The following is an 18,614-nucleotide window of genomic DNA, read 5'->3' on the forward strand; positions in this document are numbered from 1 at the left end:
GCGCGGGACTGTCCTCCCACCCATTGACCAAAAAGAAGAACAGCAATGCCTCTTCACCCCGCCTCCGGTGCGCGGCCGCCTCTGAAGGAATTTCTGGCAGATCCCTCCTGGACCCTGGCCGTCGTCGCCCATCGCGGCGCCTGGCACGGTGCGCCTGAAAACTCTATCGCCTCCGTCGATCTGGCGATCCGCTGTGGGTATGAATTTGTCGAGATTGATGTCCAGGAAACGGCCGACGGCGCACTTGTCTGCCTGCATGATGACACCCTGGACCGCATGACCGGCCAGCAGGGAACCGTTTCCAGGCTTCCGGCGGCCGACATCATCAACCTCTTCCTGAAAGACGGTGCCGGAGGTGCGCAGGCGCCCCTGACATCATCGCATCCGGCCCTACTGGGTGACCTTCTCGATGCAACCGCCGGCAAGATCTATGTGGATGTCGACGTCAAGCATCTGCGCGACCTGGAGCAGGTCGCCGATTTTGTCCGCACGCACCCGTGGTGCTCACACATCAATCTGAAAACCCTCGTCGCAAACGAAAACGACCTGCAGCTGGTCGACGATCTCGAGCGGCAAACCGGTGTGATCGTCAAACCGGTTGTCCAGGTGACAACGGAGACCCTTGGTGTTTTTCTCGGACTTCTTCGACAGCGGCCAACACCGCTGGTAGAAGGCCTGTTCGACAGCTTTTCCAGCTTTGATGCCTACGCCCAGGCTGCCCGTGCATCCGGAACGGACATTTTCCTGAACACGCTCGACGCGGTGCCGTCCGCCGACGTGACGGACAGCGATTCTCTCTCCAATCCGGTTCGGGGTTGGGGCCGGTTGCTGGAACACGGGGCACGTTTGCTGCAAACCGATCGCCCGGACGCCTTGAAGGCGTTCGCTGCAAGCCTCGAAAAAATCGCATCCTGACGACTGTAAATGGCCAACGCCCGCAGTTCCGACTGGCTGCGGGCGGTGCCGGGTTGCCTTCAGGCCCGCAGAAGACTCTGTTTTAGCGTGAAATTTTCGGAAACACTTTCAGCCGACATTCCAGTCACAAATTCCCGCCTAGTAGTTTTTACTAAGTCTTTTTTTACGAATTAACTTCAAGGTTTTGTCCCTGATACTTGATGTGAAGACAGTTCTTTTTGCATGGCACAAATCCTCGCGGTTTCCGCAAATTGGAAAGATTTTCCAAGGCAGTTTGCAAAACTCGCCAGGTACTATCCTGTCAAGCACGTGCCCATCTCGAAATTCGACCCTGAGGCTCACGACGAGAACACGCTGCTGCTTATCGATTTCTACAACCTGTCGCCCAAGCAGCTTCATGCCATGAAACCCTGCACCAAAAAACGCAACGATGCCTCGATCGGCCTCGTTACGATCCGCAGCCGTCAACAGGTCCTGCAGGCGCGCGAGCTCGGCGTCTTTCACCTGATCGACCGCGAGGACAGGTTTTCAAACCTGCTTCTGAAACTGCGTGAGCTACTGGGAGACTATTCCAGGCCGAACCTCCCGGCAGGCCTTCCGGAAAAAACCGTCCGGACCGTCAAAAGTACATCTGCCGCACTGAGCCACCTGTCGATGGCGGCACTTTCTGGCGCGCCCCTGCCTGTCAAAAAGCTGGCCGGCAGCGCCAAGGACATGGCTGCAACCCTTGACGCGGAGGGTCTCGACAGCTGGCTAACAGCTGTACAAAGCCACCACAGCCATACCTACTGTCACACGATGATGGTCGCCGGTCATGCCCTGACCTTTGCAAAGGCGCTCGGCATGAGCCAGCAGGAACAGTATCTCATGGGCCTTGGCGGTCTGGTCCACGACCTCGGCAAGGTGAAGATCCCGCTCTCGATCCTGGACAAACCCGGCAAGTTGACTGCCAAGGAACGTGAGCTGGTCAACAAACATCCGATCTACAGCAAGGAAATTCTGGAATCTCGATCGGAAATGCCGAAGCCCGTGGTCGACATGGCGCTCTGGCACCATGAATTCATCGACGGCTCCGGCTACCCGGACGGTCTCAGCGGCGACGAGATCTCCGAAAGGGTCCGCCTGCTTACGATTGTCGACATCTACTCCGCGCTTACCGAAAAGCGGTCCTACAAGGACGCCGTACCGCCTCAACGTGCTCTTGCCATCATGGCGGAGATGGGAGGCAAGCTGGACGCAGGGCTTCTGCGCAAGTTCAGCAAGTTGATCTCGAGATCGGATTTCGGCCGCATCCGCCGCAGGGCGGTATGAGTCGTGCCGAAAGACATGGCGTCTGCGAACTTCGCGTCTGACCGCTCGGCAACACGCAACCGACAAACCATGTCTGCAATACCTGCTGACGCCACGCGGGCAGTCGCATCGTTTCGAAAATTTCACATCACTACATTGTAAAAAATACGGATTAAACTAAACAATTTTGCGGTATTTTCGCAGTCTAACGCCCTCACAATAAATGTTTTTTTATTAAATGACCTTAGGTTCTCCTAACGCCAGTTACGTCAGACAAGGTCATTTGACGCGATGCAGATCGTCCTAACAATTGCCGATGCTAAAAAAGCATCCCGGAATTTTATTGGTATTTCTTCGACTTACCCGGCAAAACTTGTCGCCATCTCCAAATTGACGCCTCAGCTTCCTGGCAAGACAATCATCATTGCCGACTTCCTGGGCGCGACGGCTGCCGACGTACAGCACATCAAGAATCTGCGCGAAAGAACCCCCTATCCATTGATCGGCTTTGCCGACCTGAAAAACCGTCAGCAGGTCATGCAGGCCCGTGAACTTGGTTGCCAGGACGTCTTTGACCGGAACGAGCACCTCGGTTCGGTCCTGCTGAAACTCCGCAAGCTGCTTGGCGACTATGCGCGCCCGAAACTGACAGGCCGTTGCTCGCCGCGAATGGCGGAAACCGTGACATCCGCCTGTTCGTCCTATGCGCTAATGTCGTCCGCCGCACTGACCAATGCGCCCTTGCCGTTCGCGAAACTCGAGACAAGTGCCAATCACATCGCCAATGCAATCGAGGCGGAAGGCCTCAACGCCTGGCTTTCGGCTGTCGAACTGCATCACAGCCACACGTTCTGCCACACGCTGATGGTGACGGGCCATGCCACCAATTTCGCGCAGCTGCTTGCCTTGTCAAAGGAAGAACAATCCCTGCTCGGCCTCGGAGGCCTCGTGCATGACCTTGGAAAGGTCAAGATCCCGCTATCGATCCTCGACAAGCCCGGCAAGCTGTCCGATGGCGAAAGGCAATTGATCAACAAGCATCCGGTTTTCAGCAGGGAAATCCTGAAAGACAGCACCGAAGTTCCAGCTGGCGCCTATGACATTGCGGTCTCGCATCATGAATTTCTGGATGGCAGCGGCTATCCGGACGGGTTGAAGGGCAATGAGATTTCCGAACTTGTCCGGATCACGACCATCTGCGACATCTACTCCGCCCTGACCGAGAAACGCGCCTACAAGGACGCCATGAGTCCCAGGCAGGCCTTTGCAATCATGATGGACATGAAGGGCAAGCTCGACGACAGGCTGCTGAGAACCTTCAGGGACGCGGTTCTCAGCACAGAACTCGGCCAGCTGAAACGCACGGCAACCTGACACTCTGCCCTTTGCCGATAAGACCAGACGGCCTGCACGGTGTGTTGGCGCCGTGCAGACCCTCCAATGGGTTTCAGACTTTTGGGTCTTACCACTTGCTGTCCGGATCTACCTTGAACAGGTGTTCCATGAATACTCTGGTGACGTCCGCCAGCTTCTCCTGCCGGGCATGGTCTCTCTGCAGTTCCGCAGGCACCACGTTCCAGGTAATTGGCTCAACACCGGCCTCGATCATGCGTGCCATGCCGTTGTCATGGCTCATCTGCGTGATGCTGCCGACTGCGTCTTCCGGCACATAGACCTCATATCCTTCCCGCTCCGCTTCGATCGCCGGATAGGCGAGGCAGACATCCGTCCACAATCCACCCATGATCAGTTTCTTTCGACCGGTCGCCTCTACCGCGGCGACAAATTCCGGCTCTTCCCAGGCATTCACGCTGGTGCGATCGACAAACACCGCATCTGGCGCCAGGTCGCTTAGCTCCGCGATCATGGGGGCGTAGTCGTTCAGACCGACGGCGACGTGCGAGAAGATGATCGGAATGTCGTAGATCACAGCGGTTTTGATCAGACCCGTAACGTTGTTGATCAACTCCTCATGCTCGATATTGCGGACCCCTTGCAGGATTGGCGGCTGATAATCGATCAGGATCAGGACGGAATTGTCCGGTGAGAGGAACGGATCTTCACCGGCAGCCCTTGGAGGTGTCCCGGCATAGCCTTCGGGATAGCTGGCGATACCATCGACCGTCTTGATCCTGTGTTGACCTTCGAACCGCTCCACCCGGCTTTGACGAACCTCTTCAGGCGTCAGGCCTGCTGCCAGGGCGGGGGCACAGATGGCTGCGGTCAAAAGCGAAGCGGCGGCAAATTTCACAAGCGATTTCATGATGGTTTCCTATGTGTTGAGAGAAGAAGGGAGTGCACGCATTCACCGGTCAGCATGGACGTGCTCCGCGATGAGGTCGGCAACGGATGGACCTGGACCGACCAGTTCGAGGACATTCCGGTCGGGATCGCGGATGAAGATGGTCTTCGTGCCCCGGAATTCACGACGCCCGGTGATCTCGATACCGTTTTCGGTAACGAATGCCTCCGTCGCCTCCGCGTCTTTCATCTTGAGCGCCAGATGTGTGATACCCGGCGACTTGCTTGGCTCATCCATCAGGATGTTGTGGCCCTGGTTCTCGGTCGCAGGTCCAAGCAGGTTTATGTTGATCCCGGAGGGATGCAGCATGACCAGCGGATGGCCGTTTTCGTAGCCACCGTCAGCGATCTGCCGGAAACCCAGCAACTGGTAAAACGCGACGGAAGCCTTCCGGTCGCTGATGCGAATGCCGATATGGTCGAAATTTGCGATGTCGAGCATGGGACTGAACCTTCTCAATTGCGATGCAAATGAGATAGTCTTGTGACCTCAAGATCACTAGGTGCAAAGAAATGGCAATGACTGTCCAAAATGATCACAGCCTGAACTCGGATCGCATGCGCGAATTCCTGGCCGTCGTAAAAGAAGAAAGCATCTCCGCGGCTGCGCGGTCCCTCAATCTCCCACGGGCAACGCTGAGCCGCAGAATGTCGGGCCTGGAGGCCGATCTTGGGGTGCGTCTCATTCATCGGCGCACCAATCGGCTGACTTTGACCGAGGCTGGCAAGGAACTGCAGTTGCGCGCGCAGCGCATTGTCGAAGATGTCACTGAAACCTGGAATGCGGTTCGCAGACTGGACGACACCCCTCGCGGATTGCTGCGTGTCTCCGTGACAGGTCCGCATTTTGCCAAACTGTTCACGGGCTTTCTGTGCGACTTTCCGGAAGTTCGGCTGGAGGTTCAATCGACAACCCGTCATGTCGACCTGCTCTCGGAGGGAGTGGATGTCGCAATCCGGGTCGGACCGGTTCAGGACCAGAACCTGATCGCCCGCCTGCTCCACACCGACAGACTGGTTGCCGCCGCCAGCCCCACCTATCTGCGAAGGCACGGACACCCTGTGCAACCGGAAGACCTTGCCGATCACAATTGCATTGTCGGCTTCGCGGGGGCCTGGACGCCTACCCGGACCTGGCCAAGGCGGGACGGCGGCACGGTCCAGGTAGGCGGCAGATTGTCGGCAAACGAGATCGAACTGGTTCTGGAGGCTGCGCTGGAGGGTATCGGCATCGCCCTTTTGCCCTCCGCGGTCGGGGCCGAACACTTTCGAAGCGGCGGACTCGAACCACTCCTGACGGACACGGTCGGGACCGACTTGCCTATCAGCATCGTTTACGCAGACAAGGCGTTCATCGATCCGAAAGTCAGAACTTTCGTCGACCGGGCTGTGCAGGCCATCCAGAAGGAAATACCGCGTCCGTTTGAGTTTTGATTGGCTCAACCGGCTTGTCACAGATTCCGAAAGCAGAAAATCAAGCCGGCACCGGACTTTTCGCCAACACAGGACAATCCCCGTCGCAACGTGGCAGCTAAGACGATCACCACCCCACTATTGTGTTTGAGGCTCCTTTCCTCACGTGACCTCGAGAGGACGGACCGCACCCCAGGCCCCAACGCACCCTAGAGCGAACCCATGCGTGGTGATCCAGCCGACAGGAGCAACTTGCAAGGAATACTTTTCCTGATCCTCGGCCTTGCCGTCTTTTCAGTGCAGGACGTGATCATGAAGCATTTCAGCGATCAGCTGGCCCTGCAGCAGGTCATTTTTCTGCGCGGCCTGGTGACCATTGTTGTCATCGCCTTGCTTCTGGCCCGGCATGGCAGACTGTCCGCTTTCAGCGCGAGAAGACCCGTGCTGTGCATCGTGCGGGGTTTCGCCGGCTTTGCATGTTTCACAAGCTTTTCCATGGCGCTTGCTGTTCTGCCGCTGGCCGACGCCATGCCGCTTTACTATACAAGCCCACTGTTTGTCATGGCCCTTGCTGTTCCCCTGCTGGGCGAAACTGTCGGCTGGCGCAGCTGGCTGTCAATCCTGGTCGGTTTTGCCGGGGTAATCCTTGTGGCTCGACCAAGCGCGGAGGGTTTGGAACCCGGCATGGTCCTGGCCATCGCTGCAGCCCTTGCCTATGCAATCCAGAGCCTGCTTGCCCGGGCTCTGGGACCGACGGAAAGCGCTCTTGGCATGACCTTTTATTCCCAGCTGACGTTCATTGCCAGCAGCGGGTTCCTGGGACTTGCATTCGGCAACGGCTGGCTTGACCAGATCGACCATCCGAGCGCGCAATACCTGTTCAGGGCCTGGAGCACACCAACGCTTGATCAGGCCGCCCTGATCATCGCACTCGGCTTGATTGCTGCCGCCGGATTTTACTGCATCAGCCAGGCCTACCGGCTTGGACAGGCCAGCACAGTGGCCCCGTTTGAATACAGCTCCCTCCCCTTCGCCCTTCTCTGGGGCTGGCTGATCTGGAGCTCCGTCCCGACCGCCGCGTCACTCATCGGCGGTGGCCTGATCATCGCCAGCGGACTTTACATCATGTACCGGGAAATGTTGCGCAAACGACGAACTGCGAGCGCTGTCACCACCGCTGCCGAAGCGCATTCCTGATTTGCGCGCTAGCCGCCGTAGGCCTCGATCAGATCCGGCATGAAGGGCAGGTCGGTGACACCGATATCCTGACCTGCCTGGGTCAGAAGCGTCGACACCTGGCCGCGGTGATGGGTCTGGTGGTTGAACATATGCGTCACCAGCACCCAGCGCGGCCTCCGGCGTGTCACCATGTCCGTGGAACGGGTCCAGTCCATGGTCTCGGCCAGCCAGTCCGAGGTGAGCTGGTCCGCAAAGGCCGAGATGTCACTGCACATCGACAGATGTGCCGCCTCAAGTTCGGAAAAGTCTTCGAAAAGATCAATGCCCATGCCCTTGACCGCATAGTGCGTCTTAGCAAACCGGCTCATCCAGACCCTGTCTGCGAACAGAATGTGATTGAGTGTCGAGTGGATCGACCGGAAGAATGCCCCGCGATCTTCCTTCCGCTCCGCATCGCTCAATTTACCGGCCGCCTCATAGGCCTTGCCTGTCATCCAGGCGTTATACTTTGCCAGGCGCTGGTACAGCGCCGGATCGATCTGCATGAAGGCTCTCCGGAACAAGATGTAAAGACACCTTCTAGATAGATTCTGGCGTGGCCTTTTCAAATCGTTCGCTGTCTGGATTCATAATCCGGAGCTCCCCTGAGCCGATGTCAAACCAGGAACCGTGCAGCTCCAACCCACCTTGTTGGACTGCTTTGGCGATAAACGGAAACGTCATGAGGTTTTTCAGAGATTGGCGCACACCTGCATATTCCATTGCCAATTGCGGGTCGTCGGCCTTGTCAACCGGCAAACAGGCCATGGCAATAGCCGCAGGTTCAAGCAACTTGATCCAGCGCCCGATGAATTGCCCTGTCGCCATGGGGTCATTGGCGTGTTCGCGAAAGGCCTTCACGCCGCCACATTGACCATGCCCCATCACGATGATGTGCTTGACCTTAAGCCCATTCACCGCAAATTCGATTGCCGCGCTGGTGCCGTGCTGGCCTTCGGTGTCTTCATAGGGTGGAACAAGATTGGCCACATTCCGCACCACAAAAAGTTCGCCGGGGCCGACATGAAAAATGCCTTCCGGCGTAACCCGGCTGTCGCAACAAGAAATCACCATCACCTCGGGCTTCTGGCCGTAAACCGCAAGCCGCTCATGTGTTTCCTTGTAACGGACAAATCCCCTGTTTAGATAGCGGCCGTAGCCTTCCATCAGCTGTGCTGGAAATCTCAAAAAACATGCCTCCCGCCCGCGACCGCATCGCCAGGATACGGTCTTTTTCCGGGAGGTTCATATCATTTGATTTGGAGAAAGCAAATTGACCAAGGCGACTAGCCGGATTGGGTGAGGCCAATCCCCTTAGAAGCGCTCCGCACGCAATACGGTACAATCTGTGACGGAAATAACCCCGATATGGCGCTCCACGACGCTGAACGCAGCCTCCAGCAGCGTGTCGAGCCGGTCAGGCCGGATGATGCATATGATCTGGACCATGCCCCCCGCACGAGACACCTGCCCCTCCCGGCTCCAGCGCCCGGACCGGCCGCTGCCGCCCATCACCGGCAGGATCGTGTAACCGGTGACCCCGGCTTCTTCCAGCGCATCCGTCAACCGGGTTTCCAGAGGCGCTTCAATGGTGATCTCGACCCGTTTGGCGTCCTTCATCTCCATGCGCTTATCCTCCGATTGCCTGGGCGATGCTGAGATAAAGGGGAATACCAATTGTCAGGTTGAAGGGAAAGGTGATCCCCAGCGACATGGTCAGATAAATCGAGGGATTGGCCTCCGGCAAGGCAACACGCATCGCTGCGGGAACGGCAATATAGGAGGCAGACGCGCTCAGCGTCATCAACAGCACTGTGCCGCCCGCCGAAAGACCGATGAGCGTTGCTGCCGTCAGGCCCGCGAGGGAACCGATCACCGGCATCAGCATGCCGAACGCGATCAGGCCGGGCCGAAGCTGGTGCGCGCTTGCGCGCAGACCCCGGCCGGCCACAAGGCCCATATCGAGCAGGAAGAGACAGAGTACACCCTTGAACGGGGCGACGATGAAGCTTTCGATCTCGGTGAGGCCTTTCGGTCCGGTCATGAACCCGATGACAAAGGAACCGACAAGAAGAACAATCGAGCCGTTCAGAAGAATTTCCCGCCACAGCCCTTTGGTGTCCTGGGCTCGATCTGATCCGTCGGCGGGTTTGGCAAAGCGGGCCACCAGCCAGAGCGCCGACAGGATGGCAGGCGCTTCCATGACGGCCGCCACGGCCACCATATAGCCTTCACTGGCGATGCCCTGGCTCTGCAGAACCGAGGTCGCCGCAACGAATGTCACGATCGAGATCGAGCCGTAGTGACCCGCCACCGCCGCCGCATCCGTGACACTAAGAGCGGTCATCACGCGCAACAGACCAAAGGCTGCGAACGGAATTGCGAAGGACAGGACAAGACCGGCCAGCATGGTCAGGAGCAGATTGGCATCGACCCCGTGCTCACTGACACTGACGCCACCCTTGAAGCCGATGGCAAACAGCAGGTAGATCGACAGGGCCTTGGCGGCCGCTTCCGGCACAGACAGATCGGAGCGCACCAGCGCCGCCAGAAGACCAAGCGCAAAGAAGAGGATGATCGGCGACAACAGGTTCTGTGCCGCCAAGGCCAAGATCGTTTCTGCCAATGCCCGCTCACCCCTTTGCACCGCCGACAACCGGCGCGTCATCAAATCCAGCAGATACGTATGATTACGTACTAGCGGCGGGTGTTACCAAGGACGTCGCGGAACTGCAATGAAAATCGACCTGTCTAGCGCCTTTGGTTAAAGCAAGGCACAGAGATCAGGTCGCAACGTTGACCTCGTGCGGCGGCTCACCTTCTGTGTGATCTTCATAGGCGTGGCGGATGTTGTCCGCCGGCAATCGGTCAATTGGTCCCGGCAACGGATGAACCGGCCCGTGGTCGATGCCGGGTTCAAGCGCCTGCAAGGCCGCGGCCCGATAGGCGGCAACGCCATCCAGTGTGTGATTTTCAGAGTGATGAGCATCAACAAGAACTGCCGGATTGTCATCGGACACTCCGGTATCTGTTTCATGGCGCTCTGCGGTGTCACGCTTTTTTCTGCGGTCGTAACCGGTGCCGTCACCGTCCCGATCCGCGGGATACTCTGTCGCATGCGCCACGACCTGGGCCGGAACCGGCCGTTCAATCGTCGCCATTTCGGCCTCCTGGCCATTCAGAGAGAACCGCCTTCTGGCGGAACCCACCGAATCTCTCAACAAAGAGTTAACAAAGCTTTACGCAACGTTAAGCAATTGTTTTTCCGAAGACAACCGATGAACAGGCGCAGGAATCAGCGTCTGGAACCGTTTAGGCCGCCTTTTCCGCTTCACTTCCAACGATGCGGACAACGTCCGACATGATGTCCGTGAGCTGGAAATCCTTCGGTGTATAGACAGCAGCAACACCCATGGCCTTGAGCTGGCGCTCGTCTTCTTCCGGAATGATGCCACCGACAACAACGGGAATATCGTCGGCCCCCGCCGCCCTGAGCCTCTCCATGACATCCCGCACCAGGGCCAGATGCGACCCTGAGAGGATGGACAGGCCGATCACGTGCACATCTTCTTCGACCGCGGCGTTGACGATCTGCGACGGCGTCAGGCGGATGCCCTCATAGACCACTTCCATACCGCAGTCGCGGGCCCGGACGGCAATCTGCTCCGCGCCATTGGAATGACCGTCAAGGCCCGGCTTGCCGACCAGGAATTTCAACCGCCGGCCAAGTTTTGTCGACACAGCTTCGACATCGCCGCGGACGGCCGCCAGATCGCCGGCATCGTCGCTCACGCTCTGCCCGACACCGGTCGGGGCCCGGTACTCGCCAAAAACTTCGCGCAAGGTGCGGCCCCATTCGCCAGTGGTCACGCCTGCCTTGGCCGCGGCTATGGAAGGTTCCATGATGTTGCGGCCTTCCTGGGCCGCGGATTTCAGCGCGGCAAGCGCCGCCTCAACGGCCGAGGCTTCCCGGGCATCGCGCCAGGCGGCGATTTTCTCGACAGCTTCGGCTTCCACATGTTCCGGAACGGTGAGGATCGCACCGTCTTCGCCGCCCGAGAGCGGCGAAGGTTCGCTTTCGATCCACTTGTTGACGCCGACCACGGCCTGATCGCCACCTTCGATGGCCGCAAGGCGCGCCGAATTGGCCTCCACCAGCTTGCGCTTCATGTAACTGGAATCGACGGCGGCCACCGCGCCGCCCATCGCGTCGATGCGTGCCAGCTCTTCGCGCGCTTCGGCCTTCAAGGCTTCAACCTTGCGGGTGATTTCTTCTGAACCATCAAAGATATCGCCATATTCCAGAAGGTCGGTCTCGTAGGCGACGATCTGTTGCATTCTCAAGGACCATTGTTGATCGAACGGCCGTGGCAACCCCAGCGCCTCGTTCCAGGCCGGCAGCTGCACGGCCCGGGCACGGGCATTCTTCGAAAGCACAACGGCCAGCATCTCGATCAGGATGCGATAGACATTGTTTTCCGGCTGCTGCTCGGTCAGGCCGAGCGAGTTCACCTGAACCCCATAACGGAAGCGGCGATACCGCTCGTCCTCGACGCCGTAGCGTTCCCGGCAGATCTCGTCCCAGAGCTCGGTGAAGGCGCGCATCTTGCACATCTCGGTGATGAAGCGCATGCCCGCATTGACAAAAAAGGAAATCCGGCCGACGGCCTTTGGAAAGTCCTCGTCGGGAATGGCGCCGCTGGCTTTCATGGAATCCAAGATGGCGACTGCCGTTGCGAGGGCGAAGGAGAGCTCCTGAACCGGCGTCGCACCTGCTTCCTGCAAATGGTAGGAGCAGACATTCATCGGGTTCCATTTGGGCATGTTGGAATAGGTCCAGGCGATCACGTCCGTGGTGAGTTTCAGGGACGGCGCCGGCGGGAACACATAGGTGCCGCGGGACAGGTATTCCTTGATGATATCGTTCTGGGTCGTGCCGGCAAGGAGCTTGCGGTCCGCACCCTGTTCGTCCGCGGCGGCAATATAGAGCGACAGAAGCCAGGGCGCCGTGGCATTGATCGTCATGGAGGTGTTCATGCGTTCCAGGGGGATGTCCTGGAACAGGGTGCGCATGTCGCCCAGATGGGCCACCGGCACACCGACCTTGCCGACCTCGCCGCGCGCCAACAGGTCGTCCGGGTCGTATCCGGTCTGGGTCGGCAGATCGAAGGCAACAGACAAGCCGGTCTGCCCCTTGGCAAGATTGCTACGGTAAAGCTTGTTCGATTCGGCGGCGGTCGAATGCCCCGCATAGGTGCGGAAAATCCAGGGGCGGTCGCGGTCCTGTTTTTTCTCTTGCCCTGTGCTCATGCCACTTCTCCTCCTAAGGCATTCTGCTGCCTGATTTTTTGTCGCCCCGACAAGACCTTTATCTGCCCGTTTCTCCCATTCAGGCACAGTCTGCCGGATATTGCGCGCCTGCGAAAGTTTTTCTCGCAATGCAAAATATGCTTGGCATCAAAACGCAAGTTAAGCAATAGTCGTATAGATCGACGCAGCATTTTTGAACAATAGTTGCGCAAAACCGGGTTTCGACCCGATCATGCATTGTGCAAATGCGAAATTCTAAGGCCAGCCCTGGGAGGGGAGAATGACAGCAGCCGCCGAAGCCAACGACAACCAGACGCGCGAGGATGCTCCGGTGAAAGACCTTTACGAAATCGGCGAAATTCCGCCGCTGGGTCACGTTCCGAAGAACATGTATGCCTGGGCCATCCGCCGCGAGCGCCATGGCGCCCCGGAAGATGCCATGCAGCTGGAGGTCGTGCCGACCTGGGAGCTCGACAGCCACGAGGTCCTGGTTCTGGTGATGGCCGCCGGCGTCAATTACAACGGCATCTGGGCCGGACTTGGTGAGCCGATCAGCCCGTTTGACGGCCATGGAGCCGCGTACCACATTGCCGGATCCGATGCCTCTGGCATCGTCTGGGCCGTCGGCGACAAGGTCAAGCGCTGGAAAGTGGGCGACGAGGTTGTCATCCACTGTAATCAGGATGACGGCGACGACGAGGAGTGCAACGGCGGCGATCCGATGTATTCCAACACCCAGCGCATCTGGGGCTATGAAACCCCGGACGGGTCCTTTGCCCAGTTCACCCGCGCACAGGCCCAGCAGCTGATGCCAAGGCCCAAGCACCTGACCTGGGAAGAAAGCGCCTGTTACACGCTGACACTGGCAACCGCCTACCGCATGCTGTTCGGTCACCATCCGCATGAGCTGAAACCCGGCCAGAATGTCCTGGTCTGGGGCGCCTCCGGTGGCCTCGGGTCCTATGCCATCCAGCTGATTACAGCAGCAGGCGCCAATGCCATCGGCGTGATTTCCGATGAAGACAAACGCCAGTTTGTCATGGATCTCGGCGCCAAGGGCGTGATCAACCGCAAGGACTTCAAGTGCTGGGGCCAGCTGCCGACGGTCGGTTCGCCGGAATATGGCGAATGGTTTGCGGAAGCCCGCAAGTTCGGCAAGGCGATCTGGCAGTTCACCGGCAAGGGCAACAATGTCGACATTGTCTTTGAGCACCCGGGCGAGGCGACCTTCCCGATCTCGACCTTTGTCTGCAAGAAGGGCGGCATGGTCGTGATCTGCGCCGGCACGTCGGGCTTCAACTGCACCTTCGACGTCCGCTACATGTGGATGCACCAGAAGCGCCTGCAGGGCTCGCACTTCGCGCATCTGAAGCAGGCCGCGGCAGCCAACAAGCTGATGATTGAGCGGCGCATCGATCCCTACATGTCAGAGGTCTTCCCCTGGGATCAGATCCCCAAGGCCCATACCAAGATGTGGAAGAATGAACACGCCCCCGGCAACATGTCCGTTCTGGTCTGCGCCCCGACAACCGGCCTCAGAACGCTTGAAGACGTGATCGACGCCGGCAAGCGATAAAGCTCCCCGAAAGGCTCAGGCAGAGTAGCCTGTTAGAGCCTCATGCAGCCTGGCCAGCCCGTTTCGACGGGCTGGTTTTTTGTTTGAAAGCGCGTTGCCCTGCCCCATTTCCGCTTCGTTATGGTTTCATGACCTATTGAGGTCATTCGAATCATGCTTTGGCAAATGGAAAGACGGCAACTTGGTTGATCATCGAACGGGCTTCCTGTCCCTGAAACTCGCGCTTGCAGGAGCTTTGACATTGTTGCTCACCGCGTGCATGGGCGACCGGCTGCAGACGCCACCCTTTTACCAGGATCTGGCGCGGGCCGATGGCAAGGTCGATGCGGCCACAGCCGCCCAGATGATCTCGCAATACAGGGTCAACAACGGGCTGTCGCCGGTTTCCCCGGATTCAAAACTCATTCTGATCGCCGCCTCCCAGGCCCAGGCGATGGCCGCTGAAGGCTCGGTGCGCGCATCGCTGGCGCCCGACCAGCAGCTTGCGACCCGCATGATTTCGATTGGCGAGCCCAGGACGGCCGCGGCCGAAAATGTCAGCGCCGGCTATCGCACCTTTGCCGAAGCCTTTTCAGGCTGGCGGGAATCGCCAAAGCACAACGAAGTTCTTCTGACCAAAGACGCGACCCGGCTCGGTATTGCTACCGCCTATTCACCGTCAGCCAAGCACAAGGTGTTCTGGTCGCTCGTCCTGGCAGCTCCGAAACCGGCTCAATAAGAACCGTAACACGCGCTAGCAGACCTGGTGTTCGAAATACCGGTCCGGATAACGCGGACACGGTGGGGTCGCAAAGGGGTACATCGCCGGATCATAAGGTAAAACCTGTCCAGGTGCCTGACTGACCACAGGGACCGGATCCCCTTTGTAGACGGGACCATTTTTATGGACCGGACCGGCCTTGGGCGCAGGTCGGCTCTTTTGAGTGACTGGCACGCCAAGGCTTCTTGCCGCCACAGCAATCGGCTGGCCTTTGAAACGGCCTTGATCAGCAGAAATCAGGTAGTCGCTGGACACCCAGCCCGCCACATTGCCAAAGGTCGCATCACACCAGCTGTAGCTGGCCGTGCAGCCATTGACGGTCACACGCCCGCCGCGCGGGACAGTCAGGATGACTCGGTGGCCCGTCCCAGGCCCAGCCCGCATGTTCAGGTCGGCGGTCGTATTGGCTATCACCGGCCCCTCGGCCTGAGCCACCACGGTCAACGCCGTCACGGCGATGGCGATCGCTGCCAGCGACAAGCGGATGCGCATGATCAGAACTCCGATATTCTGGGCCAGGAGCATTTCCGGAGGAGAACATGTCCTGGCGGTAGAATAGTCTGGCCCGGTTTTGGGCCCATCGGTATCGGATCCTGCCGGTCGCGGCTTGCGCCCAGCTTGCGTCATATCAGGTCTGGTCCGAACGGCGGCCTTCCAATTCCCTGAACGAAGTCGCAGGAACGGACCCGTTCAACGGCCTCTGTCTGCGGGAACAGGCCTCAGGCGTCCTACCGTCAGTAGCGTCGGTAGTATGGTCCGCGCGGATAAGGCCGCACCGGCTGCACCACCACGGGCGGCCGGCCATAGATCGGGTAGTTGCGGTAATAGCGCTGCACGCCGACATGAACCCCGGCATTGGGGATCGGCCGGCCATAATAGATGCCGTTGCCGCCATAGCTGAGATATTTGCCCGACACCCAGCCCTTGGCATTGGCAAAGGCGGCATCGCACCAGGCGAAATTGGCCGTGCAGCCGAAAACCGTCACGCCGCCACCGCGCGGCACCGTTGTAATCACGGGATAGTTCGTGCCCGGGCCGGTTCTCATGTTGAGGTTTGCAGTTGTGTAGGCAATCGCCGGTCCAGCCGCCTGGGCCACAGTCGGCAGAGCGGTCGCGGCCAGTGCAATCAAGCCCAGCGAGAAGCGGGTGAGCATGTTCAAATCTCCGAAATTCTGTGCCCAGACCTTCCCCATGTGGGTAGACATCATGGCGAAAATATAGCACGACCATCGGAATTCGGCCCGATCTACGCCCGATCTGGAGGTGCCCGGCTTGCGTTCTTTGCCCGATTGAGGAAGATGAAAGCCGGGGGCACGTCATCATGAAACAGTTTCAGCTATTTACCACTCTGATCGCGATCGCCGTGTTGTCGCTGTCGTTTGGACCTGGTCCAGCCGGTGCATTCGACGCCCACGCCGGCTACTATTACCCCGAGCCGCAGACGCGAGAAGTCTACGTTTCGGAACTGGGACTGGCGCCGGACGCCGGCAAAAGGTCGCGCGCCGCCTTTGTTATCGGCCTCGCAGCGCAGCACGACAAACGCAACCGCATTGTCGGCTATCATCTGTTTGCCAAGGGTGGAGACCTGGAGAAACTGATCATCGTTGCTACCGGTGACGGCCAGTATGACACGCTCTACCGTCTCCGGGCTCTGCTTGCCTCGCTGACATCAATGGCGCGGTCAACAGAGCTCTTTGCCCGCTCCAATCAGCCCCAGGAACTGAATTTCCTCGATTTCTGCAAGATGATCGGTTTCACGCAAGTGACCGTGAGCAACGGCAAGGATGTGGCGCACCAGATCCTGGTCCAATAGGCCTCAGCCACAGAAAGCAGACCGGGGCCGCTAGGACCTCAATCCGATGGCCCGATTGACGATCTCACCGGCATTCACCGCCTGATAGGTTGGAAACGGGGTGCGCTGAGACACATCGATCTCGCGCCTGAGCCACGCGCGTTCTTCCAGCATGCCAAGAGACTTGGAAAGCGCCCGGTCGGTTATGCCCCCCAACCCGGATCGGATGGCGGAAAACCGGCTGGGCGCTTCGGTCAATGCCAGGATGGGCACGGACCAACTCCGTTTCAGGATACCGAACCCGTCCTCGCCAGGAGCTGCTTCCAGGATACGGTGCGCCATGGCGGCCACCACCTTGCCTTGCTCTGTCAGACGGAATTCCGGACGGAGCGGGTGACCGTGGCCGGGATTTCTCTCAAGCAGGCCCAACTTGATGAGATGCTCCAGACTGGCGGCAAAGGCGCTGCGTGACGCCGTGGTAGCCGCGATCAGGGGCGCCTGCCGGCCCGGAACGCCAGAATGCAGCAGCGCCAGAATTTTCAGCGACCAGGCTTTCGATGTGAGCTTGACAAGCAGCGGCATATCCATGAAATATAGCTACTATATTTTTGCTACAGAGGATAGTGTCATGTCAGTCGTTTCTTTGGAAAACACCATCACCCTCGCGCTGTCGGTGCGCGACCGCCATGCGAGTGCGCAATGGTATGAAAAAAACCTGGGCTTTCAGCTGCTCATGCATATTGACGAAGCCGGCTGGAGCGAAATGCAGACCAAGACGGAAGGCGTCACACTGGGATTGGGAGAGCAGGCTGAACCAGCACCGGGCAACATGGTGCCGGTTTTTGGCGTCGCGGACATCGCCTCGGCCCGCGCAGCCCTGGAAAAGGAAAACGTGAAATTCGACGGCGAAACCGAGACCGTCGAAGGCATGGTCAGCACCGCCACATTCTACGATCCGGACGGCAACGCGCTCATGCTGGCGCAGGACCTGACGCAACAATAATGAACAGCCGGACCTGAGGCACCGCAAGAAATTGCCCGTTGTCGCCGGCTGCAACGCCCCAAAGCGACGACACGACAACCGCTTCCAGACGTGTGAGGGAAATCTCACACGTCTTTGCCGTTGCAACTGTCAGAAGTAGCCGCCGCTAGCGTTTCAGCTCACCGCGCAGCCAGGCGCGGTATTGTGATTTGGTGCCGAAAAAGACGTTCCGGTCGACATCACCGCGCACGCCGGGCACCCGGCCTTCGGCCGTATACTGCCAGAAGAACCAGTCGTCCCGCTGGTCATAAATGTTGTTTGGATAATCTGCGACGGAGCGCAGCCAGAATTGTTCGCCCTTCAGGGCTCCGACCAGACGGTCACGGTGGAAATCAACCGACGAGTAAATCACCGGGCGTTTGCCGTAGTGACGCTCCATCTCATCGAGGAAGAGTTTCATGTCACGCAGGATCTGGGTGCGCCCCGGACGTTTCTGACAGGTCTTGGAGTGCGCATTCCACTCCATGTCCAGAACCAGCGGAATCGCTTGCGGGTCCACTGGAACAATCTCCTTCACCCAGGAAATCTGTTCCTCCACCGGACGGCAGAAATAGTAGAAATGATAAGCGCCGCGCGGCACGCCGGCCTTGCGCGCGCCAATCCAGTTGTCGACAAAGCGCGGATCGACATGGTCGCCGCCTTCTGTCGCCTTGATCCAGGCAAAGGCCACACCACCATTCTTGACCGCGTTCCAGTCGATGTCCCCCTGCCAGCGGGAGATATCGATGCCGTGAACGGCGTAGTCTTCCGGTGTCGGATCCGGAAAATCATAAGCTGTGCAAGAGCTTAGAAAGATAAATCCAAACAGCGCGCAAAATTGCCTGACCAGTTCCGACACAGCGACCTCGATAGGTTAAAAAAGACTTTCCGCTCGCGCCCAAAATGCGTTGGAATTCCTAACGGAGTGTAGACGTTTTGACGATTTCTCCGCAAAAACACGTATCCGCTTTTTCCTTCCGACCGGACTAAGGCCGGATTGCGGCGGTTCGAAGACAAT

General features: G+C 58.7%; 21 protein-coding genes. 9 read left to right on the forward strand and 12 right to left on the reverse strand.

What is annotated here, in order from left to right; genetic code table 11:
- The first annotated feature begins 45 nt into the window (after positions 1-45).
- The 3 genes from ACO6TG_RS13050 to ACO6TG_RS13060 all read left to right on the forward strand — a co-directional run bounded on the left by ACO6TG_RS13050 (position 46) and on the right by ACO6TG_RS13060 (position 3,579).
- The gene (locus tag ACO6TG_RS13050; protein WP_422378563.1) at positions 46-915 is read left to right on the forward strand and encodes a glycerophosphodiester phosphodiesterase family protein; all 870 of its coding nucleotides are present in this window, start codon (positions 46-48) and stop codon (positions 913-915) included.
- A 309-nt stretch (positions 916-1,224) separates the two neighbouring features.
- Entirely contained in the window at positions 1,225-2,226 is a 1,002-nt protein-coding gene (locus ACO6TG_RS13055) for an HD-GYP domain-containing protein (RefSeq protein WP_422378564.1), read from the forward strand.
- A gap of 369 nt (positions 2,227-2,595) precedes the next feature.
- Positions 2,596-3,579 carry an HD-GYP domain-containing protein gene (locus tag ACO6TG_RS13060; RefSeq protein WP_422378565.1) on the forward strand — a complete coding sequence of 328 codons (984 nt, stop codon included), beginning with the start codon at positions 2,596-2,598 and terminating at the stop codon, positions 3,577-3,579.
- A gap of 88 nt (positions 3,580-3,667) precedes the next feature.
- Here ACO6TG_RS13060 and ACO6TG_RS13065 read toward each other — a convergent pair whose 3' ends face one another.
- Entirely contained in the window at positions 3,668-4,468 is an 801-nt protein-coding gene (locus tag ACO6TG_RS13065; protein WP_422378566.1) for a hydrolase, read from the reverse strand.
- Positions 4,469-4,510: 42 nt separating this feature from the next.
- Complete coding sequence (locus ACO6TG_RS13070; RefSeq protein ID WP_422378567.1) at positions 4,511-4,948, reverse strand: VOC family protein; 438 nt, start codon at positions 4,946-4,948, stop codon at positions 4,511-4,513.
- A 77-nt stretch (positions 4,949-5,025) separates the two neighbouring features.
- Here ACO6TG_RS13070 and ACO6TG_RS13075 point away from each other — a divergent pair, with 77 nt between their 5' ends.
- Positions 5,026-5,940, forward strand: a complete 915-nt coding sequence (locus tag ACO6TG_RS13075) for a LysR family transcriptional regulator (protein WP_422378568.1) — start codon at positions 5,026-5,028, stop codon at positions 5,938-5,940.
- Between the two features lie 231 nt (positions 5,941-6,171).
- The gene (locus ACO6TG_RS13080) at positions 6,172-7,116 is read left to right on the forward strand and encodes a DMT family transporter (protein WP_422378569.1); all 945 of its coding nucleotides are present in this window, start codon (positions 6,172-6,174) and stop codon (positions 7,114-7,116) included.
- Between the two features lie 8 nt (positions 7,117-7,124).
- On the opposite strand, the gene ACO6TG_RS13085 is transcribed toward ACO6TG_RS13080, so the two are convergent.
- The 6 genes from ACO6TG_RS13085 to ACO6TG_RS13110 all read right to left on the reverse strand — a co-directional run bounded on the left by ACO6TG_RS13085 (position 7,125) and on the right by ACO6TG_RS13110 (position 12,447).
- The gene (locus tag ACO6TG_RS13085) at positions 7,125-7,643 is read right to left on the reverse strand and encodes a DinB family protein (RefSeq protein ID WP_422378570.1); all 519 of its coding nucleotides are present in this window, start codon (positions 7,641-7,643) and stop codon (positions 7,125-7,127) included.
- 34 nt (positions 7,644-7,677) lie between these two features.
- Positions 7,678-8,304 carry a carbonic anhydrase gene (locus ACO6TG_RS13090; protein ID WP_422378876.1) on the reverse strand — a complete coding sequence of 209 codons (627 nt, stop codon included), beginning with the start codon at positions 8,302-8,304 and terminating at the stop codon, positions 7,678-7,680.
- A 147-nt stretch (positions 8,305-8,451) separates the two neighbouring features.
- Entirely contained in the window at positions 8,452-8,763 is a 312-nt protein-coding gene (locus tag ACO6TG_RS13095; RefSeq protein ID WP_422378571.1) for a P-II family nitrogen regulator, read from the reverse strand.
- A gap of 4 nt (positions 8,764-8,767) precedes the next feature.
- Positions 8,768-9,763 carry a sodium-dependent bicarbonate transport family permease gene (locus tag ACO6TG_RS13100; RefSeq protein WP_422378572.1) on the reverse strand — a complete coding sequence of 332 codons (996 nt, stop codon included), beginning with the start codon at positions 9,761-9,763 and terminating at the stop codon, positions 8,768-8,770.
- A gap of 157 nt (positions 9,764-9,920) precedes the next feature.
- Complete coding sequence (locus tag ACO6TG_RS13105) at positions 9,921-10,298, reverse strand: hypothetical protein (RefSeq protein WP_422378573.1); 378 nt, start codon at positions 10,296-10,298, stop codon at positions 9,921-9,923.
- Between the two features lie 151 nt (positions 10,299-10,449).
- Positions 10,450-12,447, reverse strand: a complete 1,998-nt coding sequence (locus tag ACO6TG_RS13110) for a methylmalonyl-CoA mutase family protein (RefSeq protein ID WP_422378574.1) — start codon at positions 12,445-12,447, stop codon at positions 10,450-10,452.
- Positions 12,448-12,727: 280 nt separating this feature from the next.
- Between ACO6TG_RS13110 and ccrA the strand changes: the two genes are divergently transcribed.
- Positions 12,728-14,023, forward strand: coding sequence for a crotonyl-CoA carboxylase/reductase (gene ccrA, locus ACO6TG_RS13115; protein ID WP_422378575.1), 1,296 nt, complete (start codon positions 12,728-12,730; stop codon positions 14,021-14,023).
- A gap of 181 nt (positions 14,024-14,204) precedes the next feature.
- Complete coding sequence (locus ACO6TG_RS13120) at positions 14,205-14,741, forward strand: CAP domain-containing protein (protein ID WP_422378576.1); 537 nt, start codon at positions 14,205-14,207, stop codon at positions 14,739-14,741.
- Between the two features lie 15 nt (positions 14,742-14,756).
- On the opposite strand, the gene ACO6TG_RS13125 is transcribed toward ACO6TG_RS13120, so the two are convergent.
- Together ACO6TG_RS13125 and ACO6TG_RS13130 are read right to left on the reverse strand one after the other, a co-directional pair.
- Complete coding sequence (locus ACO6TG_RS13125; protein ID WP_422378577.1) at positions 14,757-15,275, reverse strand: SH3 domain-containing protein; 519 nt, start codon at positions 15,273-15,275, stop codon at positions 14,757-14,759.
- 242 nt (positions 15,276-15,517) lie between these two features.
- Positions 15,518-15,937 carry an SH3 domain-containing protein gene (locus ACO6TG_RS13130; protein WP_157738975.1) on the reverse strand — a complete coding sequence of 140 codons (420 nt, stop codon included), beginning with the start codon at positions 15,935-15,937 and terminating at the stop codon, positions 15,518-15,520.
- A 167-nt stretch (positions 15,938-16,104) separates the two neighbouring features.
- On the opposite strand from ACO6TG_RS13130, the gene ACO6TG_RS13135 reads away from it, so the two are divergent.
- On the forward strand, positions 16,105-16,596 hold the full coding sequence (locus tag ACO6TG_RS13135) for a hypothetical protein (RefSeq protein ID WP_422378578.1): 492 nt from the start codon (positions 16,105-16,107) through the stop codon (positions 16,594-16,596).
- Positions 16,597-16,626: 30 nt separating this feature from the next.
- Here the strand turns inward: ACO6TG_RS13135 and ACO6TG_RS13140 are convergent, their stop codons facing one another.
- On the reverse strand, positions 16,627-17,163 hold the full coding sequence (locus ACO6TG_RS13140; protein ID WP_422378579.1) for a winged helix-turn-helix transcriptional regulator: 537 nt from the start codon (positions 17,161-17,163) through the stop codon (positions 16,627-16,629).
- Between the two features lie 40 nt (positions 17,164-17,203).
- On the opposite strand from ACO6TG_RS13140, the gene ACO6TG_RS13145 reads away from it, so the two are divergent.
- The gene (locus ACO6TG_RS13145; protein ID WP_422378580.1) at positions 17,204-17,578 is read left to right on the forward strand and encodes a VOC family protein; all 375 of its coding nucleotides are present in this window, start codon (positions 17,204-17,206) and stop codon (positions 17,576-17,578) included.
- 145 nt (positions 17,579-17,723) lie between these two features.
- Here ACO6TG_RS13145 and ACO6TG_RS13150 read toward each other — a convergent pair whose 3' ends face one another.
- Positions 17,724-18,455 (reverse strand): GH25 family lysozyme, encoded by a 732-nt coding sequence (locus ACO6TG_RS13150; protein ID WP_422378581.1) that lies wholly within the window; start codon positions 18,453-18,455, stop codon positions 17,724-17,726.
- Positions 18,456-18,614: the final 159 nt, after the last annotated feature.

The sequence above is a fragment of the Roseibium sp. genome, from assembly GCF_965233565.1.
Taxonomy (GTDB): Bacteria; Pseudomonadota; Alphaproteobacteria; order Rhizobiales; family Stappiaceae; genus Roseibium.

Bases quoted from the DNA above. Each gene is read 5' to 3' on its own strand.
- ACO6TG_RS13050 (WP_422378563.1), top strand. From the start codon at position 46: ATGCCTCTTCACCCCGCCTCCGGTGCGCGGCCGCCTCTGAAGGAATTT.
- ACO6TG_RS13130 (WP_157738975.1), bottom strand. From the start codon at position 15,937: ATGCTCACCCGCTTCTCGCTGGGCTTGATTGCACTGGCCGCGACCGCT.
- ccrA (WP_422378575.1), top strand. From the start codon at position 12,728: ATGACAGCAGCCGCCGAAGCCAACGACAACCAGACGCGCGAGGATGCT.
- ACO6TG_RS13105 (WP_422378573.1), bottom strand. From the start codon at position 10,298: ATGGCGACGATTGAACGGCCGGTTCCGGCCCAGGTCGTGGCGCATGCG.
- ACO6TG_RS13110 (WP_422378574.1), bottom strand. From the start codon at position 12,447: ATGAGCACAGGGCAAGAGAAAAAACAGGACCGCGACCGCCCCTGGATT.
- ACO6TG_RS13085 (WP_422378570.1), bottom strand. From the start codon at position 7,643: ATGCAGATCGATCCGGCGCTGTACCAGCGCCTGGCAAAGTATAACGCC.
- ACO6TG_RS13065 (WP_422378566.1), bottom strand. From the start codon at position 4,468: ATGAAATCGCTTGTGAAATTTGCCGCCGCTTCGCTTTTGACCGCAGCC.
- ACO6TG_RS13135 (WP_422378578.1), top strand. From the start codon at position 16,105: ATGAAACAGTTTCAGCTATTTACCACTCTGATCGCGATCGCCGTGTTG.
- ACO6TG_RS13140 (WP_422378579.1), bottom strand. From the start codon at position 17,163: ATGGATATGCCGCTGCTTGTCAAGCTCACATCGAAAGCCTGGTCGCTG.
- ACO6TG_RS13090 (WP_422378876.1), bottom strand. From the start codon at position 8,304: ATGGAAGGCTACGGCCGCTATCTAAACAGGGGATTTGTCCGTTACAAG.
- ACO6TG_RS13145 (WP_422378580.1), top strand. From the start codon at position 17,204: ATGTCAGTCGTTTCTTTGGAAAACACCATCACCCTCGCGCTGTCGGTG.
- ACO6TG_RS13075 (WP_422378568.1), top strand. From the start codon at position 5,026: ATGACTGTCCAAAATGATCACAGCCTGAACTCGGATCGCATGCGCGAA.
- ACO6TG_RS13095 (WP_422378571.1), bottom strand. From the start codon at position 8,763: ATGGAGATGAAGGACGCCAAACGGGTCGAGATCACCATTGAAGCGCCT.
- ACO6TG_RS13070 (WP_422378567.1), bottom strand. From the start codon at position 4,948: ATGCTCGACATCGCAAATTTCGACCATATCGGCATTCGCATCAGCGAC.
- ACO6TG_RS13125 (WP_422378577.1), bottom strand. From the start codon at position 15,275: ATGCGCATCCGCTTGTCGCTGGCAGCGATCGCCATCGCCGTGACGGCG.